General features: G+C 72.0%; 23 protein-coding genes. 9 read left to right on the plus strand and 14 right to left on the minus strand.

Going from position 1 to position 25,584, the window contains the following annotated elements; translation table 11 throughout:
* Nucleotides 1-32: 32 nt before the first annotated feature.
* From ACWEOZ_RS10015 to ACWEOZ_RS10025, 3 genes are all read right to left on the minus strand, one after another.
* Complete coding sequence (locus ACWEOZ_RS10015; RefSeq protein WP_451910361.1) at nt 33-773, minus strand: pseudouridine synthase; 741 nt, start codon at nt 771-773, stop codon at nt 33-35.
* Nucleotides 760-1,665, minus strand: a complete 906-nt coding sequence (scpB, locus tag ACWEOZ_RS10020; RefSeq protein ID WP_451910412.1) for an SMC-Scp complex subunit ScpB — start codon at nt 1,663-1,665, stop codon at nt 760-762. Before scpB ends, ACWEOZ_RS10015 begins: the two co-directional genes overlap by 14 nt.
* A gap of 476 nt (nt 1,666-2,141) precedes the next feature.
* Nucleotides 2,142-3,275, minus strand: a complete 1,134-nt coding sequence (locus ACWEOZ_RS10025) for a segregation and condensation protein A (RefSeq protein WP_451910362.1) — start codon at nt 3,273-3,275, stop codon at nt 2,142-2,144.
* A 265-nt stretch (nt 3,276-3,540) separates the two neighbouring features.
* On the opposite strand from ACWEOZ_RS10025, the gene ACWEOZ_RS10030 reads away from it, so the two are divergent.
* Nucleotides 3,541-4,713, plus strand: a complete 1,173-nt coding sequence (locus tag ACWEOZ_RS10030) for a hypothetical protein (protein WP_451910363.1) — start codon at nt 3,541-3,543, stop codon at nt 4,711-4,713.
* Nucleotides 4,714-4,734: 21 nt separating this feature from the next.
* Here ACWEOZ_RS10030 and ACWEOZ_RS10035 read toward each other — a convergent pair whose 3' ends face one another.
* The 4 genes from ACWEOZ_RS10035 to ACWEOZ_RS10050 form a co-directional block, all read right to left on the minus strand.
* Nucleotides 4,735-5,511, minus strand: coding sequence for a glycosyltransferase family 2 protein (locus ACWEOZ_RS10035; RefSeq protein ID WP_451910364.1), 777 nt, complete (start codon nt 5,509-5,511; stop codon nt 4,735-4,737).
* 7 nt (nt 5,512-5,518) lie between these two features.
* Nucleotides 5,519-6,193 carry an ElyC/SanA/YdcF family protein gene (locus ACWEOZ_RS10040; protein ID WP_451910365.1) on the minus strand — a complete coding sequence of 225 codons (675 nt, stop codon included), beginning with the start codon at nt 6,191-6,193 and terminating at the stop codon, nt 5,519-5,521.
* Nucleotides 6,194-6,223: 30 nt separating this feature from the next.
* Nucleotides 6,224-8,554: a S8 family serine peptidase gene (locus ACWEOZ_RS10045; RefSeq protein WP_451910366.1), complete on the minus strand. Its 2,331-nt coding sequence runs from the start codon at nt 8,552-8,554 to the stop codon at nt 6,224-6,226.
* 88 nt (nt 8,555-8,642) lie between these two features.
* Nucleotides 8,643-9,131 carry a hypothetical protein gene (locus ACWEOZ_RS10050; RefSeq protein WP_451910367.1) on the minus strand — a complete coding sequence of 163 codons (489 nt, stop codon included), beginning with the start codon at nt 9,129-9,131 and terminating at the stop codon, nt 8,643-8,645.
* A gap of 61 nt (nt 9,132-9,192) precedes the next feature.
* On the opposite strand from ACWEOZ_RS10050, the gene ACWEOZ_RS10055 reads away from it, so the two are divergent.
* The gene (locus ACWEOZ_RS10055; protein ID WP_451910368.1) at nt 9,193-10,179 is read left to right on the plus strand and encodes a helix-turn-helix transcriptional regulator; all 987 of its coding nucleotides are present in this window, start codon (nt 9,193-9,195) and stop codon (nt 10,177-10,179) included.
* Here the strand turns inward: ACWEOZ_RS10055 and ACWEOZ_RS10060 are convergent.
* Nucleotides 10,142-11,380: an MFS transporter gene (locus ACWEOZ_RS10060; protein ID WP_451910369.1), complete on the minus strand. Its 1,239-nt coding sequence runs from the start codon at nt 11,378-11,380 to the stop codon at nt 10,142-10,144. The two genes, ACWEOZ_RS10055 and ACWEOZ_RS10060, sit on opposite strands and share 38 nt — an antisense overlap.
* A 4-nt stretch (nt 11,381-11,384) precedes the next feature.
* Nucleotides 11,385-11,987: a TetR/AcrR family transcriptional regulator gene (locus ACWEOZ_RS10065; RefSeq protein WP_451910370.1), complete on the minus strand. Its 603-nt coding sequence runs from the start codon at nt 11,985-11,987 to the stop codon at nt 11,385-11,387.
* Between the two features lie 73 nt (nt 11,988-12,060).
* Here ACWEOZ_RS10065 and ACWEOZ_RS10070 point away from each other — a divergent pair, with 73 nt between their 5' ends.
* Nucleotides 12,061-12,975, plus strand: a complete 915-nt coding sequence (locus ACWEOZ_RS10070; RefSeq protein WP_451910371.1) for an NADP-dependent oxidoreductase — start codon at nt 12,061-12,063, stop codon at nt 12,973-12,975.
* 25 nt (nt 12,976-13,000) lie between these two features.
* Here the strand turns inward: ACWEOZ_RS10070 and ACWEOZ_RS10075 are convergent, their stop codons facing one another.
* Entirely contained in the window at nt 13,001-13,717 is a 717-nt protein-coding gene (locus ACWEOZ_RS10075; protein WP_451910372.1) for a VOC family protein, read from the minus strand.
* Between the two features lie 131 nt (nt 13,718-13,848).
* On the opposite strand from ACWEOZ_RS10075, the gene ACWEOZ_RS10080 reads away from it, so the two are divergent.
* Nucleotides 13,849-14,733 (plus strand): UbiA prenyltransferase family protein, encoded by an 885-nt coding sequence (locus ACWEOZ_RS10080; protein ID WP_451910373.1) that lies wholly within the window; start codon nt 13,849-13,851, stop codon nt 14,731-14,733.
* Here ACWEOZ_RS10080 and ACWEOZ_RS10085 read toward each other — a convergent pair.
* Complete coding sequence (locus ACWEOZ_RS10085) at nt 14,718-15,206, minus strand: inorganic diphosphatase (protein WP_451910374.1); 489 nt, start codon at nt 15,204-15,206, stop codon at nt 14,718-14,720. The two genes, ACWEOZ_RS10080 and ACWEOZ_RS10085, sit on opposite strands and share 16 nt — an antisense overlap.
* A 136-nt stretch (nt 15,207-15,342) precedes the next feature.
* Here ACWEOZ_RS10085 and fucP point away from each other — a divergent pair, with 136 nt between their 5' ends.
* Nucleotides 15,343-16,671 carry an L-fucose:H+ symporter permease gene (gene fucP / locus ACWEOZ_RS10090; protein WP_451910375.1) on the plus strand — a complete coding sequence of 443 codons (1,329 nt, stop codon included), beginning with the start codon at nt 15,343-15,345 and terminating at the stop codon, nt 16,669-16,671.
* Nucleotides 16,668-17,954 carry an ABC transporter substrate-binding protein gene (locus ACWEOZ_RS10095; RefSeq protein WP_451910376.1) on the plus strand — a complete coding sequence of 429 codons (1,287 nt, stop codon included), beginning with the start codon at nt 16,668-16,670 and terminating at the stop codon, nt 17,952-17,954. The genes fucP and ACWEOZ_RS10095 overlap by 4 nt, the downstream gene beginning before the upstream one ends.
* A gap of 4 nt (nt 17,955-17,958) precedes the next feature.
* Here the strand turns inward: ACWEOZ_RS10095 and ACWEOZ_RS10100 are convergent, their stop codons facing one another.
* Nucleotides 17,959-18,336: a VOC family protein gene (locus ACWEOZ_RS10100; protein ID WP_451910377.1), complete on the minus strand. Its 378-nt coding sequence runs from the start codon at nt 18,334-18,336 to the stop codon at nt 17,959-17,961.
* Nucleotides 18,337-18,465: 129 nt separating this feature from the next.
* Here ACWEOZ_RS10100 and ACWEOZ_RS10105 point away from each other — a divergent pair, with 129 nt between their 5' ends.
* Complete coding sequence (locus ACWEOZ_RS10105) at nt 18,466-19,062, plus strand: DUF6518 family protein (RefSeq protein WP_451910413.1); 597 nt, start codon at nt 18,466-18,468, stop codon at nt 19,060-19,062.
* 3 nt (nt 19,063-19,065) lie between these two features.
* Here ACWEOZ_RS10105 and ACWEOZ_RS10110 read toward each other — a convergent pair whose 3' ends face one another.
* Nucleotides 19,066-21,165, minus strand: coding sequence for a M6 family metalloprotease domain-containing protein (locus ACWEOZ_RS10110; RefSeq protein ID WP_451910378.1), 2,100 nt, complete (start codon nt 21,163-21,165; stop codon nt 19,066-19,068).
* Between the two features lie 92 nt (nt 21,166-21,257).
* Between ACWEOZ_RS10110 and ACWEOZ_RS10115 the strand changes: the two genes are divergently transcribed.
* Nucleotides 21,258-23,492, plus strand: a complete 2,235-nt coding sequence (locus ACWEOZ_RS10115; protein WP_451910379.1) for a molybdopterin oxidoreductase family protein — start codon at nt 21,258-21,260, stop codon at nt 23,490-23,492.
* Nucleotides 23,493-23,527: 35 nt separating this feature from the next.
* The gene (locus ACWEOZ_RS10120) at nt 23,528-23,983 is read left to right on the plus strand and encodes a hypothetical protein (protein ID WP_451910380.1); all 456 of its coding nucleotides are present in this window, start codon (nt 23,528-23,530) and stop codon (nt 23,981-23,983) included.
* Between the two features lie 89 nt (nt 23,984-24,072).
* Here ACWEOZ_RS10120 and ACWEOZ_RS10125 read toward each other — a convergent pair whose 3' ends face one another.
* Entirely contained in the window at nt 24,073-25,527 is a 1,455-nt protein-coding gene (locus ACWEOZ_RS10125; RefSeq protein WP_451910381.1) for a vanadium-dependent haloperoxidase, read from the minus strand.
* Nucleotides 25,528-25,584 lie beyond the last annotated feature (57 nt).

The following is a 25,584-nucleotide window of genomic DNA, read 5'->3' on the forward strand; positions in this document are numbered from 1 at the left end:
GACAACTACCTATTGTGCCGGGCGGGCCCGGCTCAGTCGCCGACGGCCTTGAAGAGGGCGCTCACCTCGGCGTTCGACAGCCGGCGGAAACCGCCCGGGCGCATGTCGCCCAGCCGGATCGGGCCGACGGCCGTCCGGATCAGGCGCGACACCGGGTGCCCGACCTCGTCCATCATCCGGCGCACGATGTGCTTGCGGCCCTCGTGCAGGGTGATCTCGATCTGCGCGGTCTTGCCGACCGCGTCGATGAGCTTGAACGTGTCGACCTTGGCCGGGCCGTCCTCCAGCTCGACGCCGGACTGCAGGCGGCGGCCGACGTTGCGCGGCAGCGGGCCGGCGACCTCGGCGAGGTAGGTCTTGGCGATCCCGTACGACGGGTGCATCAGCTTGTGCGCGAGCCCGCCGTCGTTGGTGAGCAGCAGCAGGCCCTCGCTGTCGGCGTCGAGCCGGCCGACGTGGAAGATGCGCTGCTCGAACGTGCCGAGGAAGTCGGCGAGCTCGTTGCGGCCCTTCTCGTCGTCCATGCTCGAGACCACGCCGCGGGGCTTGTTCATGGCCAGGTAGACCAGCTTGGTGTCCGTGACGATCCGCGCGCCGTCCACCCGGATCTCCACCTTGGCCGGGTCGACCTTGTCGCCGAGCTTGGCGACCTTGCCGTTCACGGTGACGCGGCCCCGGAAGATCAGATCTTCGGACGCGCGCCGGGATCCGACTCCCGCGGTGGCGAGAATCTTCTGCAGCCGCACGGAGCTGTCCGGATCAGCCTGAGGCATCGAGCACTTCTTCCACATCGTCGGGTAGGAACGGGGCCAGCGGCGGAAGCTGGTCGACCGAGTTGAGGCCGAGCTTCTCCAGGAACAGCGCCGTGGTGCGGTACAGGAATGCCCCGGTCTCGCCCTCAGTGCCGCATTCCTCGATGAGGCCGCGAGTGGTAAGCGTACGCATGACGCCATCACAGTTCACACCGCGGATGGCCGAGATGCGCGACCTGGTGACAGGCTGCTTGTAAGCGACTACAGCGAGCGTTTCCAGCGCGGCCTGGGTGAGCCGCACCGACTGGCCATCCAGTACGAACCGCTCGACGTAGGCCGCGTATTCCGGCCGCGTGTAGAGACGCCAGCCACCTGCGGCCCGCCGCAGGTCGAACCCGTGCCCGGCCGCGGTGTACCGCGCCGAGATGTCCTCCAGCATGCCCGCGACCCGCTCGGTCGGCTGCTCCACGATCTGCGCGAGCTGCATCTCGGCGACCGGCTCGTCGACCACGAGCAGAATGGCTTCCAGCGCCGCCCGCAACTCGGCATCGTCCATCGGCGGAAGGGGTTCGGCTTCTTCTTCGGTACGGGTCGACGACGCCACAGAAGCAGCGGCGCCCCCCTTGCTGCCACGTCCCTGCGCGGGAATGCCGGAACTCGGCCGCGCCCGTGCCACAGGCTGACTCGCGACGGCCCCGGCGGTCACCGCGGCCTCGACGTCGGCGGCACCCCGGGCGGCCGCATCCGCGGCCACCAACCCACCCCCGGGGGCCACCGGCTCGTCGTCGTCGGCGCGGGCAGCCGATTCGTCGGCGGATGTCAGCGCCTCGGTGGTCGACGCGGATTCCTCAGGCTGCTCGGCGGGGGGCTCGTCGTCCTCTTCCGGCCCGGGCACCTCCTCCGTGAACGGCAGGTCGACCTCGGCGTCGTCCTCGACATCGTCATCGGCGGCCACGTCGAAGACATCCCCGGCGTCGTCACCGTCGAGCGGCGCGTCGACCAGCGGGGCGTTGCCGATCTCGTTCTCGGCGGCCTCCTCGATCGCGCCGGGCAGCGGCAGCTCCGGCCCGCCACCGACATCGGTCGGCTCCGGCTCCTCGTCGCCGGGGATCTCCCGGGGAGCGTCCACGGTCGGCGGCCCACCGACCTCCTCCGGGAACGGCGGCAACTCGGGCGGCACCCCGTCACCGGGTGCCGGGTTCGCCCCCTCGAAGGCGGGATCGAAGTCGTCGTCGTCATCCGTGAGATTCGACTCGGTGAGTTCCTCGTCGTCGCTCTCCCCGGCCCGGACCTTCGCCTCGAAGTCCCGGTCGGGCGGCCGCTGCGCCCGCTCCCAGGGCGGCACCCAGGATGCGGCCTGCGCGGCAAGGGACTCGGGACGCTCGTCGCTCATGACAGTTCCTCGTCGGTCGAAACACGGTCTGCGGTGCGGTCGGCCCCAGGAATACCCGCTCCGGGCGAGCCGGCATCCGCGTCGGAGTCGGCATCCGCGTCGGCGGAATCCGGGGCGGAGCCGGGGTATTCGCTGATCACCGGGATGTCGAAGTCGTCGAGATCAGCGTCGTCGGCGTCCTCGTCCTCCTCCTGCTCCACCGCGGCCATCGCCCCCGGCACGGCGTGGGCGTCGTCCTCGTCCAGCTCCATCGCCGCGGTGTCCGGCTCCGGCGGGGTGCCCTCGTAGTCGTCGATGTCCAGGTCACCCTCGACCTGGTCGCCGCCGATCCAGCGGACCGTCATCTCCTCCAGCGACACCGGCTGCTCGAAGTCGATCAGCCCCTCGCGGTACAGCTCGAGCAGCGCCAGGAAGCGGGCCACCACCTCGAGCGTGTTCTCACAGTCGGCGATCAGCAGGCTGAACGTCGCGCTGCCCGCGCGGCGCAGGCGGTCGCGGATCAGGGTCGCGTGCTCGCGGACGCTGACCCGGACCTGGTGGATGTGCGCGATCGACACCTCGGGCGGCCCCGGTTTGGGCAGGAACTGCTTCAGGGCCAGCTTCAGCAGGCGTTCCGGGCCGATGCCGAGGACCAGGTCGGGCAGGGCCTCCGCGTACCGGGGCTCCAGGGAGACCGCGCGGGGCCAGCGTTTGGCGCCGACGCCCTCCAGGTCAGCGATGACGGCCGCGGCTTCCTTGTAGGCCTTGTACTGCAGGAGGCGGGCGAAGAGCAGGTCGCCGGCTTCCAGCAGGGCCAGGTCGTCCTCGTCCTCCACCTCGGCCGAGGGCAGCAGCCGGGCCGCCTTCAGGTCCAGCAGCGTGGCCGCGACCAGCAGGAACTCGCTGGTCTCGCCCAGGTCCCAGTCGTCGCCCATGGCCCGGATGTAGGCGATGAAGTCGTCGGTGACCTGGTGCAGCGCGATCTCGGTGACGTCGAGTTTGTGCTTGCCGATGAGCTGCAGCAGCAGGTCGAACGGTCCGGTGAAGTTGGTCAGCCGGACCGTGAACTTGCCGGAGTCGGCCTCGGCCTCGACGGGAACGCCGAGTTCCGGCGCGGCGTCGGCCGACTCTGAGACTGGCTGTTCAGGCACGTGAAGACCGTAGACCACGGGCTCGACAAGCTGTTCCCCGCTCAACCCCGTACCCCCGCCGGCCCTGCGGAACACCGCTCCGCGACGGTTCAACGCCGCTGGGTGCTGCCGGTCACGGCCCGGCCGGCCTTGACACCGCAGGAGTGACCGTTAACATCTCCTTCACATCGATGCCCATGTATGGAAAGCGCTTACCGCAAGGCATCGGGACACAGCCGTGAGGGCGCACGGCGGTCAGCTCGTCAGCCGAGATTTTGGAGCAGTCATGACCTCCCCAAGCCCGAAGACCCCGTCGCGCCGGCGCCGGCGGACCGGCCTGCTGGCCGCCACCACGCTGGTGCTCTCCGGTGCCGGCGTCGCCGTCGGCCTCTCCCAGGCCTCGGCCGCCACCTGCGGCGCCCTGTCGTACCAGGCCGAGGCGACGCTGAGCGGCAGCACCTGGACCGCGCGCCGCGGCAGCAGCACCGTCTACACCGGCACCGACATGCGCGCGGCGGTGCAGGCCGCGATCAGCAGCCTGCCCAGCCGGACGGCCAAGCAGAACGTGCTGGTCCGCGGCTCCGGCTCGATCAGCGCCAACTCCCGCATCTCGCTGCCCAGCTACACCCTGCTGGACGTGTGCGGCACGATCAACGTGACCGGTACGGGCTCCGGCGACCAGGCCCCGATCTACTCCCGCGGCACCCGCGACGTCGAGGTGGCCCACCTCAACCTCACCGGCGCCCCGCTGTACGGCATCTTCATGCGCAGCGTGAACAACCTGATCCTCGGGCAGATCGACATGCGACTGTCCAGCGGCCTCGGCGTCCGCATCGACAACTACGGTGACAAGAGCGTGCCGTCGCGCAACATCCGGATCGACAGCGCCTACGTCTCCGGGGCCAGTTCGCACGCCGTGGAGACCTACGGGGTCGACGGCATCACCATCGGCACCGTCACCGCCCGCAACGTCGGCGAGTCCGGGCTGCTGCTCAACCAGACGGTCAACGCCACTGTCGGCACCGTCGACGCGGAGAACGCCGGCGCCGGCACCGGCTACGCCGCGTTCCGGATGGCCAACCGCAACGGCCGCATCGGCAGCAGCTACCCGACCAACATCCGCGTCGGGACCGTCAAGGCGCGCGGCGGCGGCCGGGGCGTCTTCTGCGTCTCGGAGAGCGGCGGCGCGGTCATCGACCGGCTCGACATCGCCGACACCGGCAACAACTCGGTGCTGATCGAGAACTGCTACAACGTGGTGCTGGCCGGCGCGTCCGGGACGATCAGCGGCGGCGGCGAGGTACGGATCTCCTCACGCACCGACTTCCCGCCGTCGTCGGACATCCGTTTCCAGAACCTCACCGTCAGCAACACCACCATCCGGTGGAGCCCGTGCACCGGCACGAACAACACCATCAGCAACGTCACCCGGTCGAACTCGACCCTGACCTGGTGCTGACGTGATGCCGGTCCGGGGCGGTCAGCGGGTCGCCCGGGCCGGCGTCAGCAGGGAGGCCGCCGCGTAGCGCAGCAGCGGCCAGTAGATGCGGGCCGAGTCGCTCAGCGCGCTGAAGTGCGAGGACGCGTTGTCGTCGAGGTAGGTCGTGGTGATCACGACCTCCTCGATCCGGTGCCCCGCCCGGGCCGCCTCGAGCAGGACGTTCATCTCGTACTCGAAGCGCTCGCCGGGGACCGTGCCCAGCCAGTCGAGTAGAGCCGACGGGTACGCCCGCAGCCCGGTCTGGGTGTCCTGCACGCCACGGCCGGTCGCGGCCCGGAACAGGACCTGCGTGACCGTGTTGCCGACCTTGCTGCGCAACGGGACGTTCTCGGCGAAGCGGCGGACCCCCAGCACGGTGTGACCGGTCGCCGCGACGCGGTCCGCGACCCGCACGATGTCCGTGACGCTGTGCTGGCCGTCGGCGTCCGCGCAGACGACGTCGAGGCCGGGATGCCGCTCCGCCGCGTACCGGAAACCGGTCTTGAGGGCGAGGCCCTTGCCCTGATTGCGGGGGTGGTGCAGGACCGTGCCGCCGAGGTTCCCGGCCTGGCGCAGCACTTCGGCGGCGGCCGGGCTGCTGCCGTCGTCCACGATGACGAAGTGACACCCCGGGGCGGCCCGGTGCAGCTCGGCCATGAGGGTGGGCAGGTGGTGGCTCGGCTGGTAGACCGGCAGGAGAACGACCATGGACCGGTTCTCGTCGTGCACGTGGTTCTCCTCGATGGTGTCGCCGGCCCGTCCGTGGCCCGGTGGCACCCCCTCCTTACCCAGCCGGGCCCCTCCCGTCGCGGGTCCGGCGCAATTCCTTCGGTGGATTTCGTAACAGTCGCTCGGCGCGGCGCAGGGAGGCGACCATCCGGCGTTCGCGGCGCAGCAGGGCGGCCGGGTCGCGGGTGCCGAGGAAGCCGAGGGCGGCGATGACCCGGGCGGCCCGTTCGGACCGCCACGGCAGCGGCGAATCTCCCCCGCTGGCGGGCACGTCCAGCAGGGCCCGCGCGGGCAGGGCGAGGACCTTGGCGGCGAGCATGCGGATCCGCGGCAGGTGCTCGCGGTGCGAGACCAGACCGAGCGGGTGTACGGCGTCGAACGCGTACCCGTCGAGCAGGCCGTCCGCGACGGTGTGCACCAGGTTCTCCAGGGTGCTGCGGGAACGGGTCTCGGCGCGCAGGTCCGCGTACCGGTCGAGGCCCGCCGCCCGGGCCTCACGCAGCATCAGGTCGCCCTCCCGCCAGCCCGCCGGGGGTTGCCCGGCCCCCTCGGTGGCCTCCGCCCAGCCGCCGGTGAAGACGATGCGGGAGACCCCGGGGTGCGCGACCGCGTAGTCCGCGGCGGCCTGGACGCGGGCGGCGCTGGCCGGCGTGAGCGTGTAGTGCTCACCGGCGCCGATGACACCGCGCCCGAACACCAGCAGCACGGCGGCGGTCCGGCGGTCTTCCACCCGTCGATCCTGCCAGAATGCCCGGGCCGCCTACTTCTGGCCGGCGATGCTCACCGTGCGGGTGACCGTGGTGACGTTGCCCGCCTTGTCGGTGACCGTCCAGGTCAGCGTCGGGGTGCCGGTGAGCCGGCCGGCCGGGAAGGAGAAAATTAGCGTCGTGCGGCTCCGCACGCCGGTCGCCCGCTTGCCGTTGACCAGCAGGTCGATCGCGGCCACGCCCTGCTCGTCGGTGGCGGTCAGGCTGGTCGTCAGCGGGCCGGCGACCGAGGCGGCGGCGGCCGGGCTGACCGAGGTCACGACCGGCGCCTTGTTGTCGACGACGACCGTGCGCGCGGCGGTCGAGACGTAGCCCAGCTTGTCGGTGGCCCGCAGGACCAGGGCGGTCCGGCCGGTCGCGCCCGCGGTGTTCCAGGCGAAGGAGTACGGCGCGGTGGTGTCGGTGGCCAGCACCGTGTCGCCGCGCAGCAGTTCGACCTGCGCCACGCCGGAGGCGTCGGTGGCGCCCGCCTCGACCTTCAGCGTCCCGCCGACGACGGCGTCGGCCGCCGGGGACCGCCAGCTCAGCGCCGGTCCGGCGTTGTCGGCGACGACGGCGCGGGTGACCGTGGTGACGTTGCCGGCGGCGTCCGTGACCCGCACGGTGAGGCTCACGCCGGCGTTGGCGTCGGCGCTGTCCCAGGTCAGCGTCCAGGGGGCCGCGGTGGCGGTGGCCACGACCGCGTTCTTGACCAGCAGCTCGGCCTTCACCACATCCGTGGCGGCAGTGCTGATGGTCACCGGGACGGTCCTGGTGACCTTGGCGCCGGCGGCCGGGCTGGTGACCGTGGCGGCCGGTGCGGTGTTGTCCACGATGGACTCGACCTGCGCGGTCGCGGTGCGGCCCGCGGTGTCGGTGACCGACAGCGTCAGGGTGGCCGGGCCGGTGAAGCCGGTCGTCTTCCAGGAGACCTGCCGGGTGCCGCTCACCGGGAGGTCATTGCTGACCTCCTTGGTGCCGGTCCGGGTGCGCAGCTGCACCTTCGCCAGGGCGGTGGCCGAGGTGATCGACGGCGTGAACGTCACGGTGCCGCGGACGAGTTGCCCGGCGGTGAGACCGATGCCGGTGATGACCGGACCGGCCGGGGTGGCCGGCGGGGTCGGGACCGGGGCCGGGGTGGCGGGCGTGCCGGCCAGCGCGGCCAGGGTGGCGCCGGCGTTGACCCGGCCCTTGGCGACCCAGCCGCCCACCGGGTCGGCGCCGTTCTCGATCGCCGCGCGGATCTGCGCCACCGAGGCGGCCGGGGCCGCGGCCCGGGCGAGCGCGGCGATACCGGCGACGACCGGACCGGCCGAGCTGGTGCCGTCGAACCAGTACAGGCCGCCGTTCATGCCCTGGGCGATGTTGCTGCCGGGAGCCGCGACGTCCACCCAGGGGTCGGCGGCGGTGCCGTAGTTGGACCAGCTGTACCGGCCGTCGGCGCTGGTCGAGCCGGCCACGGCGATGGCGTTGGGGTGCCCGGCCGGGTAGCTGCGGGCGCTGACCGCGGAGTTGCCGGCCGAGGCGATGACGACGGCGCCCTTGGCGACCGCGTAGTTGACGGCGTTCTCGGTCAGCTGGCTGTAATCGGGCCCGCCCAGGGACAGGTTGATGACCTGCGCGCCCTGATCGGCGGCATAGGTGATGCCGGCGGCGACGTCGTCGGTGTAGCCGGAGCCGCTGGCGTCCAGAACCCGGACGGGCAGGATCTTGCACTCCCAGCACACCCCGGCGATGCCGGTGGCGTTGTTGCCCCTGGCCGCGATGACGCTCGCGGCCTGGGTGCCGTGGCCTTTGACGTCGGTGGCGTCGCTGTCGTCGTCGACGAAGTCGTAGCCGGGCAGCAGCCGGCCCGCCAGCTCGGAGATCGGGCTGACCCCGGAGTCGACCACGGCGACGGTGATCCCGCTGCCGGTGGAACGCGACCAGGCCGCCGGCTGCGCGGTCCGGGTGGCCCCCCACTGGTCGGCGAAGGCCGGGTCGTTGGGGGTGACGTCGGTCATCCGGACCCGGTGGTTCAGTTCGGCGAAGGCCACGCTCGGGTTGCTGCGCAGCTGCTGGAGCGCGGCGCTCACGTCGGCGGCCGGGACCGTGACGTCGGCCGCGGCCAGCCGGCCGATCGGGTCGGACTCCAGCACCTCGATACCCGGCCGGGCGTCGAGCTGGCCCACCACCGCGGTCGTGCTCGCCCCGGACCGCACCCCGACGATGATCGAGGACGTGCCCGCGGTGGACGCTTCCGCCGCGGCGGCGGGCAGCGCGCCGAGAGCCGAGGACAGAACGGTCAGGGCGGCGGCCGCCGTGGCGGCAGCCTTGGTGCCGGGGTACCGGGACCGATGCGACATGGACTGCTCCGGGGGAACGGGGGCCTCGTGGCGGGAACGTCACAGGTGAGGGCACCATCGGCCGGTGTCGCCGCTCCTTGAGGAGAACTCAGCCGGTACGGCGGGTGAAGGTCATGATCCAGTTGACCGGGTCCCAGGTGCGGCCGCCGTCGAAGGAGAACTCCTGCTCCCAGCGCGCCGACGTGGGCGTCATCGCCGACCACAGGAAGCGGACCAGCGCCGGCTTGCCGCCGATCTCGTCCTCGCCGAGGAAGACGCCCCGGCCGTCCCGGAAGCGGCCCTCGACCGGCGGGTCCAGCCGGCCCGGGTTGGTCGTCGACGACCACCAGATGCGCCACAGGCCGGCCCCGGGGTCGTACAGGCGCAGCGTCAGGCCCTCGAACGAGCGTCCGTCGGGCAGCGTCGCCGTGACGGTGTCGACGTTGCCGGTGCCGGCCAGGACCGGCCGGGCCTCCCCCAGGCCGTCGAAGTCGACCCAGTCGGTGCAGTCCCGATCGGTGACGTCGGCCAGCTTGTGGTGGTGAACCGTCCAGCGGCCCATCAGGAAGTCGAAGTCGGTGGTGCCGTCGTGTGTCATGCCGGAACCGTAGAGCCGGGTTGTGTCAGTACCTGTCAGGGTTCAGCGGCATGATCAGCCCATGCCCGCCGGTCGCTTGCTGTCGATGTTGTTGCTGCTGCAGACCCGCGGGCGGCTGTCCGCCGGGCAGCTCGCCGCCGAGCTGGACATCTCCGTACGGACGGCGTACCGCGACCTGGCCCGGCTGCAGGCGGCCGGGGTGCCGCTGTACGCCGAGACCGGCCAGCACGGCGGGTACCGGCTGGTCGAGGGCTACCGGACCCGGCTGACCGGGCTCAGCGGCGGCGAGGCGCGGGCGCTGTTCCTGGCCGGGTTGCCGGCCCCGGCGGCCGACCTGGGGCTGGCCGAGGAGGTGGCGGCGGCCCGGCTCAAGCTGCTCGCCGCGTTGCCGGCCGAGCTGCGGGACCAGGCCGCCCGTACGGCCGCGGTGTTCCACCTGGACGCCCCCGGCTGGTATCACGAGGCGCCGGCCCAGCCGTTCCTGACGCTGCTCATGGACGCGGTCGTGGCGCAGCTCGCCGTCGACGTGAGCTACCGGCGGTGGCGGGCGCCGCAGGAGGTCCAGCGGCGGCTGCGGCCGTACGGGCTGGTCCTCAAGTCCGGCACCTGGTATCTCGTGGCGGCCACCGGGGACGCCGCCCGGGCCGCCACCTACCGGGTCAGCCAGGTGCGGGAGGTCACCGTCACCACCGAGCGTTTCGAGCGGCCGGCCGGCTTCGACCTGGCGGCACACTGGGCGGGCTACCTCGCCGAGTTCGAGGCCCGGCGGTTCACCGGCACCGCGACGATCCGGCTGTCCGCGGACGGCCTGGCCCGGCTGCCCGACCTGCTCGATCCGGCGGTGGTACGGGCGGTCGCCGGGTCCGCGGGCGAGCCGGACGCGGACGGCTGGGTGACGGCGACGATCCCGACCGAGAACGTCCGGCACACCTGTCAGGAGCTGCTGCGCCTCGGCACCGAGGTGGAAGTGATCGGGCCGGCGGAGCTGCGCCGGGCCATGGCCACGACCGTCACCGCCCTCGCCCACCGCTACGCCGGGACTCGCTGACCGCGTCGGGCAGCAGCCGTCGGCGGCCGGCCCACACCACCGCGGCCAGGCCGGCCCCGCATGCCGCCGCGGTACGGAAGCCCGCCGGGTAGCCGTACCGCTCGATCACGAACCCGCCCAGGGCCTGCCCGCCCGCGTTGGCCGCGAAGACGGCCGTGGTGATCCAGCCGAAGGCCTCGGACAACCGCCGCGGCGGCACGAGCCCGTCGAGCAGGCTGTTGTGCGCGGTGACCTGCGGCACGAGGGTCGCGCCGGCCAGGACGACGCCGGCCGTGAGCGCCGCGGTGCCGCCGATGACGGCCGGCAGCACCAGGACCAGCCCGAAGGCGGCCATCAGCACCGGCAGGCGGACCGGGAGCGCCCGCGGCCAGGGCGAACGCTGGTAGACCACCCCGCTCAGCACGGACGTGATCGACCACAGGCCCAGCAGCACCCCGGCCAGCTGCGGCACGCCGTTGGCCCGGGTGCCGGCCGTGACCCCGACCACGACGAAGCCGATGGTCAGGCCGAAGGCGCACGTGGCGACGAGCAGGACGGCCAGACCCGCCGCGCGCACGCCCTCGGCGGACCGGACTGTCGCCGCCGACGGCTCGGGCGCGGTCGCCCCGCGATGTGACCGGGCCGCCGCTGTCAGGGCGAAGCCCACCGCCGGAACCGTGCTCAGCGTGACGGAGATCAGCAGCGCCGATCCGGGCCACAGCCAGGTGGCGAGCACGGCGGCCACCGCGGGACCGAGCAGCCAGCACATCTCGAAGCTGATCGCCTCGTAGCTGTAGGCGGCGTCGCGGACCGGACCGGCCGGGACGAGGCGGCTCCACATCGCGCGGGAGGCGACCTGCACGGTCGGCAGCACCGCGCACTGCACGGCGACCAGCCCGGCCAGCGGCGGGGTGGACAGGCCCGCCTCGACCGCGACGAGCACGGTGGCGCTCAGCAGCGCGTACGGGACCGTGCAGGCCAGCAGGATGCGGGTGGTCCCGTACCGGTCGAGCAGCCGGCTCTGCCCGATGATGCCCGCCGCCGTACCGATCAGGCCGGCCGCCGAGATCGTCCCCGCGACAGCGTAGGAATCCGTCCGGGCCGCGACGTAGAGCAGCAGGCTCAGGTTGTTCATCGCGAACCCGAAGCGGCCCAGCAGCGACCAGGCGGCCGCCGGCAGCGCTCCCGGGACAGCGAGCGCGGTCCGGGCCGATGCCGTCACCGGATCACGACACGGGCATGAGCGGCAGGCGGACCGCCGGGGGCAGGGGCCGCGGGCCCGGCTCGGCGGAGAAGCCCTGGATCAGCAGGGCGGCGAGGCGGCGGGACGCGGCGGCCGCGGCGGCCGGTGACGAGGCCCGGATGCCGCTGTTGGCCATGAGAATCAGCACCAGGTCGTCGACGACGAAGTCCGGCCGGAGTCTGCCGGCCGCCTTGGCCCGGCGGGCCAGCTCGGTGACCGAGCGCAGCGCCCGCTCGCGGGTCGCGGTGAAGTCGATCGCGTGCGGGAACGACGACATGAACGCCGCGGTGAAACCCCGGTCCCGGGCGTGCAGGGCACACACCGTCTCGATCAGGTGGCAGAAGCCGCGCCACGGGTCCGGGTCGGCCAGACCTTCGTCCACGGCCGCCGTGCAGGCGTTCATCTGCTCGGTGAAGGCCTCGGTGATCAGCGCCTCCTTGGTCGGGAACCGCCGATAGAGGGTGGCCGGGCCGACCTCGGCGCGACGGGCGATCTCGCGCATCGACACGTCCAGGCCCGCGCCGGCGAAGGTGCGGCGGGCGACCGAGAGGATCCGCTCGCGGTTGTCCCGGGCGTCGGAGCGCAAGGTGTGAGGCAACCGTTCCGGCATACGTCTCACTTTAGCTAAGTGGACGGGGTGCTCCGCTAGCGTCCGGGCCATGAGAGCTCTGCAGTTCAGCGAGTACGGCCCGGCCGGCGTCCTGCGCATCGCCGAGGCACCGGAGCCGCACGCCGGGCCGGGCCACGTCCGGATCGCCGTACGGGCGTCCGGGGTGACCCCAGCCGACTGGTACCTGCGGTCCGGCCGGTTCCGCGACTGGCTGCCCCTGACCTTCCCGCACGTGCTGGGCGCCGACGCCGCCGGAGTGGTCGACGAGGTCGGCGCGGGAGTCACCGGGGTCCGGCCGGGTGACGCGGTCTTCGGCGTCGTCGACGTGGCCCGGCTCGGCGGCGGGAACGCCGGCTACGCCGTCCTGACCGGGTGGGCGGCCAAGCCGGACGCGCTGAGCTGGGAGCAGGCCGGTGGCGCGGCCGCGAACGTCGAGACCGCCACCCGGGTCCTGGACCGGCTGGGCGCCGGCCCCGGCACGACCTTGCTGATCGAAGGGGCGGCCGGCGGCGTCGGCTCGGTCGCCGTGCAGCTCGCGGTGGCCCGCGGCGCGACGGTCATCGGCACGGCGAGCGCCCGCAACCACGACTTCATCGCCGGTCTCGGGGCGGCACCGACCACGTACGGGCCGGGCCTGCGCGACCGCGTCGGCGCGGTGGACGCCGTGCTCGACTGCGCCGGCTCCGGCTCGTTACCCGACCTGATCGACCTGGCCGGGAGCCCGGACCGGGTGGTGACGGTGGCGGGCCTGAACGCGGCGGCGTACGGGGTCCATCTGTCCCGCTCGGGCGGTCCCGGCGCGGATCCGCAGGCACTGCACGGGCTGGCCGCGGCGGCCACGCTGGCCGAGCAGGGCCGGTTCACCGTGCCGCTCGCGGCCGCGTTCCCGCTCGAGGACGCCGTCGCCGCCCACGAGCTGAGCGAGACCGGCCACGCCCGCGGCAAGATCGTGCTGACGCTCTGACCCGGCCGGCTCGGACGCGACCGGCTCAGGCGCGCACGGTGAACTCGTTGCCGTCGGGATCGGTCATCAGCACCCGGCCGTCGTCGCCCGGGGCGGTCTCGACGCGCTTCGCGCCGAGCGAGATCAGCCGGTCGATCTCGGCCGGCCCGGCACTGTGGACACCGACGGCGAGATCGAGCCGCAGCCGGTCCTTGCCGGTCCGGGGCATCAGCGGCGGGCCACCCCAGGTGATCTTCGTGCCGCCGCCGGGTGACTGGATCGCGGTCTCCTCGTCCTGATCCCAGACCAGCGGCCAGTCCAGCGCGGCGCTCCAGAAGTAGCCGACGGCCTGCGTGCCGTCGCCGGCCAGCGCACCGATCAAGCCGCAGCCGGCCAGGAAGTTGTTGCCGGCCTCGATGACGCAGAACTCGTTGCCCTCGGGGTCGGCCAGCACCACGTGCCCCTCCTCGGGCAGCTGGCCGACGTCGGTGTGCCGGGCGCCGAGCGCCAGCGCCCGGGCCACCTTCTGCTGCTGGTCCTGCTCGGAGGCGCTGGTCAGGTCGAAGTGGGCCCGGTTCTGGCCGCGCTTGGGCTCGTCGTGCGCGATGAACCGGATCCGGTACGCGTTGTCCGCGTCCGGCAGCAGAGCGACCCCGTCGCGGGCGTCGTCGACGAGCTCGCGGCCCAGGAACTCGGCCCAGAACCGCGCGAAGCGCCGCGGTTGCTCGGCCAGGAAGCAGATCGCGTGCAGTTGGCTCGTCATCGCCGACCATCCCCCGTGCGGACTGACTGCTGTCGATCGGAGCCTAGGTGCGGGCCACGGTCGCCCGCAGCCGATTAACGCGCGGCCGGTTCTCAGCGCGCCCACAGACACGACGATGGACCATGCCGGGTATGACTACGGTGCTGGACCGCCCCGCCGCGCTGCTCGTCCTGGTCTCCCGGCCCTGGTTCTGGCCGGTTTCCTGGGTTCCCGCCTACCTGGGCACCGTGCTGGCCGGCCACGCCTGGCTGCCGGCCCGCGCCGACGCGGCCCGGGCCCTGGTGGCTCTGCTCGTGCTCGGCCCGCTCGTCTGGGGTGCGGTGCTGGCCCAGAACGATCTGCACGACCTGCGCAGCGACCGCGCCAACCCGCGCAAGGCGACCGCACCCCTGGTCACCGGAGCAGTGTCGGCCGCCCGGCTGCGACGGTGGTACTACGGTATCGCCGGTGCCGCGATCCTCAGCGCCCTGTTCGTGGGGCCGCTGTTCGTGCTCGGCGTCGCCGGGGTGCTGGCCCTCGGCTGGGCGTACAGCGTGCCGCCGCTGCGGCTCAAGACGCGGCCCGGCTGGGACGTCGCGGTCAACGCCCTGGTCGTCGGGCTGGTCTCGCCGGCGGCGGGCTGGGCGATCACCCGTACGCCGTGGGAGTTCCCGTGGCAGTTCGGGCTGATCGGCGTGCTCTTCGCCGCGGCGCTGTATCTGCCGACGACGGTGACGGACCTGGCCGCCGACGCGGGCGCCGGGGACACCACGTTCGCGGTCCGCTTCGGCGCGCGCTTCGCCCACCGCCTCGGGATCGCCCTGTGGGCCGGCGCCCTGGCGATCTCGATCCTGTGCGCATGGCTCGACGTGCTGGTGCCGCGGTCCACCCTGACGGCGCAACTGGTGATGGCGCCGGTGCTGCTGGCCGCGTACGCGATCCTCACCCGCCGCCCGACCATCACCAAGCTGGCGCTGATCTCGGTGCTCTTCGGCGTCCCGACGATCGGCTTCGCCCTCGCCTACGTCGGCTCCTGACCGCCGAAGGCGGCGACGACCTCGGCCTCCGCGTCGGCCCGGCCGGCCCACCGCTCGCCGCCCACGTCGACGCTCTTGCCCGGCTCGATCGCCTTGTATATCTCGAAGAAGTGCTGGATCTCCAGCTGCAGGAACGGGTCGAGATCGGTGATCTCGCGCAGCTCCGCCAGGCGGACGTCGGCGGTCGGCACGCAGAGAACCTTCGGCGTCGGCCCGTGCTCGTCACTCATCCGGAACATGCCGATCGGCCGGCACCGGATGAGGCAGCCGGGAAAGGTGGGCTCGCGAACCAGCACCAAGGCGTCGAGGGCATCCTTCTGCTCGGTCCACGTGCCGTCGATGAAGCCGTAGTCGGCCGGATACTGGGTGGCGGTGAACAGCGTCCGGTCCAGCCGGAGCCGGCCGGTGCGGTGATCGAACACGTACTTGTTGCGAGTTCCCCTGGGGATCTCGATCGTGACGTCGAACTCCATGACCACGCACCCCTTCAGGACTCGCACGCTACACCCAGTTGTTCCCATCGATGAACGAAAGGGGTAGCGTCGCCGTAATGGATTGGTGACGCTTCGCAATCATGCGGGTGGTGCCGTCCGGGGCGGAGGTCTGCGGATGCCGAGTATCGCCCCGGCTCCGATCGTCGACGACACCGAGGCCGCTCGCGGTCAGCCGCTGCTCGGGCGCGGCATGCTGGTGCTGTTCATCGCCCTCATCGGCTGCTTCACCGCCTGGGGCGTCGCGCAGGACCTGACCACGCCGATGGTGGCCGGGTTCAAGCGCATCTTCGAGATGAGCACCTTCCAGGCCTCGCTCGTGCAGCTCGCCTACTTCGGGGCGTACTTCCTGCTCGCCCTGCCCGCGGCCTTCATCAACCAGCGCTTCGGCTACAAGACCGGCATCCTGACCGGGCTGGGCCTGGCCGCGATCGGCGCGTTCTCGTTCTACCCGGCCAGCAAGATCATGACGTACGAGGCCTTCCTGGTGGCCCTGTTCGCGATGGCCGCCGGCTGCTCGATCCTGGAGACCTCGGCCAACCCGTACGTGCTCTCGCTCGGTCCCGAGCAGACGGCGACGCGGCGGCTCAACCTGGCCCAGGCGTTCAACCCGGTGGGCACCAACATCGGTGTGCTGCTCGCCTCGACGCTCATCCTGCCCAAGCTCGCCGACCCGGTGGACATCGCGACTTTGACCCCGGCCGAGGTGCACACGATCAGGGCGGGTGAGCTGGGGGCGGTGATGGCGCCGTACCTCGGCCTGGCCTTTGTCCTGGTGCTCATCGCCGTGGCGATCGCCAGCCAGAAGGCGCCGCCGATCGTCGAGGAGTTCCCCGACGCCGGTCCGCACGAGGGCGGGGTCGGCAGCCTGTTCGGGGTGTTGTGGCGCAACAAGCAGTACCGCTACGGCGTCGTGGCGCAGTTCTTCAACGTGGCGGCCCAGGTCTGCGCGTGGACCTACCTGATCCAGTACGTCCAGCAGGCCCTCGGCGGGAGCCTGGAGAAGGGCGGCTTCTATCTGCAGCTGAGCCTGCTGGTCTTCCTCGCCTCGCGGTTCCTGATGACGTGGGTGATCGGCCGGATCCGGGCGACCAAGGTGCTGGCGGTGCTCGCCGCGCTGGCCGTCGTGCTGTGCGTCTTCGCGATGGTGAGCCCCAACCTGGCGGGCGTCTTCGCGGTGGTGGGTCTGTCGTTCTCCCTGTCGCTGATGTTCCCGACGATCTACGGTGTCGCGCTCAAGGGTCTCGGGCCGGCCACCAAGTTCGGCGCCGCCGGGCTGGTGATGGCGATCGTGGGCGGGGCCATCATGCCGGTGGTGCAGGGCACGCTGGTGGACAGCACGAGCGCGGCCTTCTCGTTCATCGTTCCGGCCCTCTGTTTCGCCGTGGTCGGGCTCTACGCGCTCTATGACCTGCGGACCCGGCCGAGCGCGGGGAGGACGGCATGAACGCCCGGCGGGTCCTGGCGGCCGTGGCCGCGCTGACGGTGCTCGCGGCGAGCGGCTGCGGCACCGACGAACCGACCAGTGCCACGACCCGGACGACCAAGCTCGAGGTCGTGTCCTGGTGGACTTCCGGATCGGAGGCCGCCGCTCTCGGCACGGTCCTGACCGCGTACCGCCGGAGCGATCCCGGCGTCGAGACCGTCAACGCGGCGGTGGCCGGTGGCGCCGGCTCCCAGGCGATCGTCGCGCTGGCCAAGCGGCTGCACAGCGGCGACCCGCCGGACGTGTGGCAGACCTTCGCCGGCAAATCGGTGCAGGGCTACGCCGAACGGGGCGCGGTCCGCGACGTCTCGTCCGTCTACGCCGCCGGCGGCCTGGACGCGAGCATGCAACCGGCGATCCTGCAGTCGGTACGCCGCAACGGCAAACCGTACGGCGTGCCCACCGGCGCCCACCGCAGCAACGTCCTGTGGTTCAACCCCGCGGTGCTCACCCGGGCCGGCGTCACCCCGCCGGCGGCCGGCTACTCGCTCGCGACGTTCCTGGACGACCTCAAGAAGGTGAAGGCGGCCGGGGCCACGCCGCTGTGCCTGGGCGGCAAGGACCCGTTCACCACGGTCGAGCTGTTCGAGAACGTGCTGCTCAGCACGATCGGGGTGCAGGGCTGGCGGGACATGGCGGCCGACCAGCTGGACTGGCGCAGCGCGCGGGTGGCCTCGGCGCTGCGCACCTTCGGCGGCCTGCTCACCTACGCCGACCCGGAGGCCAGCGGCCTGACCTGGGACGCGGCCACCAAGAAGCTGGCCACGGCCGGCTGCGCGTTCGAATCCATGAACGACTCCGCCTACGGCGAGCTCCTCGCCGACGGCGCCCGGGAAGGCACCCAGTTCAACGGCGTGGCCTTCCCCGGTACGGACGACAGTTACCTGGCCGTCGTCGACGTCTTCGTGGCCGCGACCCGGGCGGAGAACGCCCGCAACGCCCTCGCCTTCCTGACCGAGATCAGCAAGCCGGAGGTCCAGGTCGCGTTCAGCCGGGCCAAGGGGTCGATCCCGGTGCTGCGCACGGTGGACGTGTCGGCGCTGCCGCCGTACCAGCGTGACGCGTCGAAGACGTTCTGGAGCGCGCCGGTGCTGCTGTCGGTCACCCACGGCGAGTCCATGAGCCCGGCGTTCCAGGAGGGCTTCTACGACGCGGTGTCGACCTACATCCGCACCCGGGACCCGGACGCCTTCGCCGCCGACCTGGAGAACGCCGTCTCCCAGGGCCGCATCCCGCAGCGCTGAGGCGTCAGGGCAGCACCCCGTCCCAGGTGGTCAGGCAGAAGGGGTGGCCGGCCGGGTCGGCGTAGACGAAGCACTGGCCGCTGTTGGGTTGGAAGTCGTACTTCGTCGCGCCGGCGGCCAGCACCCGGGCCTCGGTCGCGGCGCGGTCGGTGACGAGGAAGTCGAGGTGCATCTTGATCGACGAGGCCGGGTCGGGCCAGGCCGGCGGGGTGTAGCCGGGGACGCGCTGAAAGTCGATGCGGCCGTTCGGGCCCTGCTCCGTGGCCCACTGCGTGTCCAGGCACGTCACCGTGCCGCCGATGACGGCCGCATAGAACTCGGCCAGAGCGCGGGGGTCGGGACAGTCGAGGGTGACGGCACTGAGCCGGATCTGATCAGACATACCGGTACGACGCAGGAGCACGCCGGGAATCGACAGCTTCGGTCGGCCTTTCGGCCGACCCGGCCGCCGGTGAATCCGGCCCGGAGCCCGATCTGCCGGACCGGGTGAGTGCCTAAGCTCCCGAAGGTGATGATCAACCGGTACGCCGCCGTGGCGGCACCCGTCGGCGGGCTGCTGCTCGGGGCGTTCGACTTCGTGTGGATCAAGTACGTGCCGTTCCCGCTCGGGAACCTGGGCAACTCGCTCGCCGTGTGGGCGGTGGCCGGCTTCCTGTTCACGTACTGGGGCCGGTGGGACTGGGTACGGGGTATCGCCGCGGCGGTCGTCATGCTGGTCGTGGCCGTGCCGAGCTACTACCTCGCGGCGGCGGTGATCCAGAACGACGACTTCTCGAACCTCTACAACACCGTAGCGATCATGTGGATGGGTTTCGCCGTGGTCGCCGGGGTGGTCTTCGGCGGGGCCGGGATCGCCGCGCGACACCCGGGACGGTGGCAGCTCGCCGCGTCGGCCATGCCCGGCGCCGTCATGGTCGCCGAGGCAGTGGTGCTCGCGCGGCGCAACGACGGCGAGTCGCTCTGGCCGGCCCTCCTCGACGTGGTGCTCGGCGTGCTCATCACGGTGCTGATCGTGGACTCGTGGCGGCGTCGCCTGGTCACGCTGCTGCTCGCCGTACCCCTGGCGGTTGTGGGGTTCGCCCTGCTGTCCGTGGCCCGTTTCCAGTAGGGCTCACCGCACCCGGCACGAGGTCGTGGTCGTCGCGGCCGGGTTGCTCTCCGAGGTGACGGTGACCGCGACCCTGGTCCCCTTCCGCGTGCCGGCCGGGCGCTTGACGTGGACGTCCACCGACGCGGTACGGCCGTTCGCGACGTCGGTGACCGCCCGGGGCAGCCAGGTGGTCCAGCCCGCACCGGCCGTGGCGGACACGCGGTAGACGTCGGAGCCGGTGTAGGCGCTCAGCGGGCCTGCGGTCGCGGCCGCGCGGCCGGTGTTGCGGACCGGGATGCGGCAGCGGGCCCAGCCGGACGGCGCCACGGCGGCGACGGCCCGGCCGGCCGCCACCCCGCGGGCCTGCGGTCCGGCGCCGTCCAGGGATCGGACCGCGACCGTGTACGACAGCACGCCCGCCCTGTCCCGCCGCATGTCCAGCACGTAGAAGTGCAGCCGGTTGGCGGTGTCGACGTACTCGTACTCGCTGCCCGAGCCGGTGCCGGCGTGGAACAGCGCGTCGGAGAGCTGCCGGTAGTCGCCGACGGTCATCTTCTGCGGGGTCCCGTCCGGGCGTACGAAGTCGACCTTGTCGATGTCCTGCGGGTTGGCGTCGACGGTCCAGATGAACGGGGCCGAGTCGGCGTTCTTGGTCTTGGCCAGCAGCACGCCGGAGTCGGGGGTGAACGAGTCGAAGCCCATCCGGTCGACCACCTCGACCGTGTAGTTGTCGTACTTGCCGCCGTCGCAGTACGGGTCGGCGGCGGTGTCGCAGGCCGGACTGCTGTCGCCGCCGTCCAGCGTCACGTTGATCCCCGACAACCCCCTGCCGGGCCGGACCGCGCGGGCCTTGATCCGCGCCACGACGACACCCGAGCCGGTCAGCGCTTCGCGGGAGAGGCGCAGCACGGCGGCGTCGTCGATGATGCCGAGCTTCATCTTGTTGCGCAGCATGTGCTGGGCGCCCATCGACGACCCGGCGGTGCCCGGGATGAGCCAGCGGCTGTGCGGACCACCGGGACCGTTGAACGTGCCCCGGCTGAGCATCTCCCACGGCCCGCTGTAGTCGCGCCGCGCGGGCACCGAGTACGGGTTGTTGTAGTTGTCCCCCACGCCCAGGATGTGGCTGAACTCGTGCGCGTAGGTGGACATGCCCGAACTCTCCGCCTGCACCGAGCTGCCGTTGGCGGCGTTGGGCCAGACCGTGGCCGAGGCCTGCCAGGAGGTCCAGTCGACGTACCGGGTCGCGTTCCAGTTGGGCAAAGCCTCGTCGGGCGGCCCGAAGGCGTCCGGCACGCTGTCCGGGCCGGCGAACTTCATCTGGCCGAACTCCTGCCAGGTGGACGACTCGTCCTGCCCCGCGGCCAGATAGAAGACGAAGTCGTACTGAGCGGCCACCGTCTCGCCGACGTCGGCGAGCCAGGCGGCGCGGGCGTCGGCGCGCAGGTCACGGCCGCACTTGTCGCCGGCCGGGCAGCCGAGGCCGCGCTGCATCGAACTCTCGATGCCGTACTCGTGGCTCTTGGCCGGTAGCTGGTAGACGCCGAAGGAGCCCAGGCTGATGCCGTAGCGACCGCCGGAGTCCTCCATCCAGTACTCGTGGATGGTGTGGCCCTGGTTGAGCTCGCCCGGCTGGTTGAGGAAGTCCCGGTAGAACGCGGGGACGTCGGCCCGCGGCAGGTCGTGCACGGTGGACGGATTGCCGAACACGGTGGAGTTCGGCGGCTGGGTCACGACGAACGGCTGGTTGGGGAAGTCCACGAGCACCAGGGCGCCGCGGAAATTGCGCAGCGAGCCCGGCACGGCGGGATCCGACCAGTCGGTGCCCGGCACCGCCCGGTAGTCGTCCCAGGTCATGGTGTCCGGCAGTTCGTAGTTCTGCGGGTCGATCGGCTGGGGAGCGTCCGCGCCGGCCCGGCGCGCGGCCGGCTGGTCACGCTGCCACGGCTGGGTCTGCGGCCAGTGCCGCATCCGCCACGGATGATCCGGGTCGCCGTCCGGCGGCGCGGCCGCGGCGGGCGTCGCCGTCAACGCTCCGGCCAGCACCAACACCATCAAGGAGAACGCCGGGAGCACAGCCCGCCGCACGGTTGCCACCACGCCACCAGTCACCTGAGCCATCCTCGCAGTCCGAGTGATACCTATCAATGCCTGGGGGAAAGGCCGTCGTCATGGCAGGATACTGACCAGTAACCGGGAGACGGGTGATCGACATGGCGTTTCGGACGTGTCCGTTGTGTGAGGCGGCCTGCGGGCTGGAGCTGACCGTTCGCGACGACCGGATCGTCGCCGCCCGCGGGGACCGCGAGCATGTGTTCAGCCACGGCTTCCTCTGCCCGAAGGGCGCCACCTTCGGCGAGCTGTCCGCCGATCCCGACCGGCTGCGCCGGCCGCTGGTCCGCCGCGGCGACCAGCACGTCGAGGTGAGCTGGGACGAGGCGTTCCAGGCGGTCGAGCAGGGTCTGCGCCCGATCATCGACCGGTACGGCCCGCACGCGGTGGCCCTGTACCTGGGCAACCCGAACGTGCACACGATGGCCGGCGGGCTCTACCTGACCCCGCTGCTGCGCACCCTCGGCACCCGCAACATCTTCTCCGCCAGCACCGTCGACCAGATGCCCAAGCACGTGTCCTGCGGCTACCTGTACGGCAACCCGCTGACGATCCCGGTGCCCGACCTCGACCGCACCGACCTGCTGCTGGTGCTGGGCGCGAACCCGTGGGAGTCCAACGGCAGCCTGGCCACCGCGGCCGACTTCCCGGGGCGGCTCAAGGCGATCCAGGCCCGCGGCGGCCGGTTCGTGGTGGTCGACCCGCGCCGCACCCGCACCGCCGAGCACGCCGACGAGCACTTGTTCATCCGGCCCGGCACGGACGCGTTCCTGCTGTTCGGCATCGTCCACACCCTGTTCGCCGAGGGCCTGGTCGAGCTGGGCGGGCTGGCCGGGCACGTCACCGGTGTCGACGAGGTCCGGGAGCTCGCCGGTGCCTTCACCCCCGAGCGGGTGAGCGCGGTCTGCGCCGTACCGGTGGAAAGGATCCGCGGCCTGGCGCGGGAGCTCGCGGCCGCGCCCACCGCCGCGGTCTACGGCCGGATCGGCACCTGCACGGTCGAGTTCGGCACGCTGACCAGCTGGCTCATCGACGTCGTCAACGTGCTCACCGGCAACCTGGACCGGCCCGGCGGCGTGATGTTCCCGCTGGCCGCGCACCTGAGCCCGCGCCCGCGCGCCGGCGGCAAGGGCTTCCGGACCGGCCGGTGGCACAGCCGGGTCCGGGGACTGCCCGAGGTCAAGGGTGAGCTGCCCGTCGCCACCCTGGCCGACGAGATCGAGACGCCCGGCGACGAGCAGGTCCGCGCGTTCGTGACGGTGGCCGGCAACCCGGTGCTGTCGACGCCGAACAGCGACCGGCTGGACCGGGCACTCGGCGGGCTCGACTTCATGGTCAGCGTCGACCCGTACCTCAACGAGACCACCCGGCACGCCGACGTCGTGCTGCCACCGACCGACCCGGCCCGCAAGGGTCACTACGACTTCTCGTTCCTGGCGCTGGCGGTGCGCAACTTCGCCGCGTACTCCCCGCCGGTGCTGCCGGGCGACCCGGCGAGCATGGACGAGTGCGACATCCTGGCCCGGCTCACGCTCATCGCGGCCGGCCAGGGCGCCGGCGCCGATCCGGCGGTGCTGCACGAGCAGCTGCTGGAGCAGGCACTGCAGCGGGCCGCCGCAGCGACCGGGCGCGCCGCGCCCGAGCTCCGGGCGCTGGTCGGTGGGGACCATCCGGCCGAACGCCTGCTCGACGTCGCCCTGCGCACCGGGGCGTACGGCGACCGGTTCGGCGCGCACCCCGACGGGCTCTCCCTGGACCGGCTGCTCGCGAACCCGCACGGTGTCGACCTCGGCCCGCTGCAGCCCCGCCTCCCCGAGGTGCTGCAGACCCCGAGCGCCAAGGTCGAGCTGTACGGCGAGCCGATCGCGGCCGACGTCGAGCGGCTGCGCGCGGCGCTCGGACGCGACCACGACGACCTGGTCCTCGTCGGCCGGCGCCACCTGCGCTCGAACAACAGCTGGATGCACAACGTGCCCGCCCTGGTGAAAGGCCGGGACCGGTGCACGCTGCAGGTCCACCCGGCCGACGCGGAGCGGCTCGCGCTGACCGACGGCGGCGACGCCCGGGTCACCTCGCGGGCGGGCACGCTGTCGGCGCGCGTCGAGATCACCGACCGGGTCATGCCCGGGGTGGTGAGCCTGCCGCACGGCTGGGGCCACGGTCTGGCCGGCACCCGGATGACGGTGGCCGCCGCCCACCCGGGGGTGAACAGCAACCTGCTCACCGACGAGACGGTGATCGACCAGCTCTCCGGCAACAGCGTGCTCAACGGCATCCCGGTCGAGGTCAAGGCCGAATTCGCGGTTACCGGCCGGGCCGGGGAGGTGCTGACCTAGAGTCGGACCCGGGGAGCCTGAGCGGGGGGTGCACGGTGTCCGATCAGATGCGGGCCGACTGGGGTGGACCGGACAAGGTCCTCGACACCTACGTCGCCCAGATGGACCGGCTCACCGAGGCGGTGGACCCGGGTGTCCCGTTGAGCCTGACGGTGCACGGGCTGCTGGTCAGCGGCGAACTGATCCCGCAGTGGCAGTGGTTCGCCGAGGTCAGCGAGATGACCAACAACGAGGACGCCTTCTACACCGGCATGGCCGAGCACGTGAAGGAGCAGTCCGAGCTGGCCCACGCGGCCATGAAGCTGCGCGACACCGGCGGCGAGGTGACCCACCGGCAGTACACCGCCCTGATGGCGCCGACGAGCTACATCCACCTGCGCAACGCCCGGATCCACTCGCCCGACCACGCGGGCCGCGGCGGCTGCCTGTGGCGCGGCCGGCTCTGCGACGTGTCGGGCTGGACGCCGGGCTCCTCGCCCGCCGCGGACTGAGCCGCGTAACAGAAAGCCGCACGCGGAATCCCGCGATCGGAAAACCCGATGTCGACTTCTCCGATCGCGGGAAACGCGGAACGGTCGGATCAGCGGACGAACAAATCGAATGAACTGCCGCTGACCGCACACCGCCAGAATTCCCAGCGGTGCTCATTCGACAATTGCCGTCCGGTGTTGTTGCACGTGGACAGCGGATTGGTGACACCGTCGCGGTGCTGGTACAGCAGCTCGGTGGCCGAGGTGTTGTAGTAGAGCGAGTTGTCGACCGAGAACTCACCGAGCTCCGTTCCCGGGTTGAGCACGGCGTCGGCGTCGAAGTGCCAGTGCACGCCCAGCCACAGCCGGCTGTGCGCGTCCTCGTCGGCCGCCGCGCTGAAACTCGCGAACGTGCGCGTCTTGACGGTGGCGTCGGGGTCGTCGGGGTCACCGGTGAACCGGATGTTGTCCCGGCCGAACCAGTGCTTCATCACGGTGGCCCAGGTGTAGGCGAACGTCGCGTGACCGGACACGTACGCCGGGAAGTTCGGCGTCGCCTTGGCCAGCGGCTGCCAGGTCTCCTTCGGGGTGTCCGGGTTGTTGTCGGTGTCGGCCTGGTTGATGGCGGTGACCGGGCGCCACAGGTCCACCGGCGTGTTGTACTTCGCGTCCCAGGCCAGGATCGCCGCGTCGGCCATGGCCACCGCGACCTGCGCGAACAGCTTGGCCCTGGACTCCGCCGAGACGTTCTGACCGTTGGCGACGATCTGCGTGTGGGAGAAGATCTGGCCCGGCGGCTTGTAGGTGCCGTCGGCGTCGCTGGCCCAGAAGAACGCGGCCCGGGTCTGGTCCGCGGTCCGCTCGGTGGAGGTGCGCGAGCCTAGCCGCCGCACCTCGTCGAACTGCTCGGTGTACTCGGCGCCGGTCAGCACTTCGTCGTAGTTCGATCCGTCGCCCGGCATGGGCGGCCGGAACTGCGAACCGCTGGTCATCACGAAGGGCTGCACCGCCCCCCACTGCGGGGTCACGGGCGCACCGGTGCCGATCTGCTGGAAGGTGCCGGGGACGCCGTCGTACACGTAGGACATCGGTGCGTCGGACCCGTCGGTGGCGCGCCTCTGCAGGATGGCCTGCGCCGCCTGCTCGCCGACGGACCTGCCCGCCGTCTGCTGCGGCGAGGCCGCGATCCCGTCCTGGGCCTCGGTGAGCCGGCTCTGATAGACCGCCGCGAGCGACGGATACAGGCTGGTCAGGGTCGTGTAGGCGGCGTAGTCCACCGCGGTGCTGAAGTCTCCGCCGCCGGCCACCTTGATCGCGTACGGCTGGCCGAGGCAGTCCGCCGCGCGCCGGGCGCACAGCACCGAGTTCGCCGCGTCGTAGATCGCCACGTGCATGATCGCCCCGGCCCGGCTGATCCGCGTCGGCGCGGCGGCGGCGCCGGTGAGCTGCCGGTACGTGTTGATCAGGACCGTGTTCCAGAAGGTGACGTGATCGGTGGCGATGACCGCGCGGGCCGGCTGAGCGGGCCAGGCGACTTGCAGGAACGCGGCGAACAGGACTGCCACCGCCGCCAATATCCCATAACGGCGCGATAGGCATAGTTAATCGGTGCAGTCCAATAT

It is taken from the genome of Actinoplanes sp. NPDC004185 (assembly GCF_053603475.1).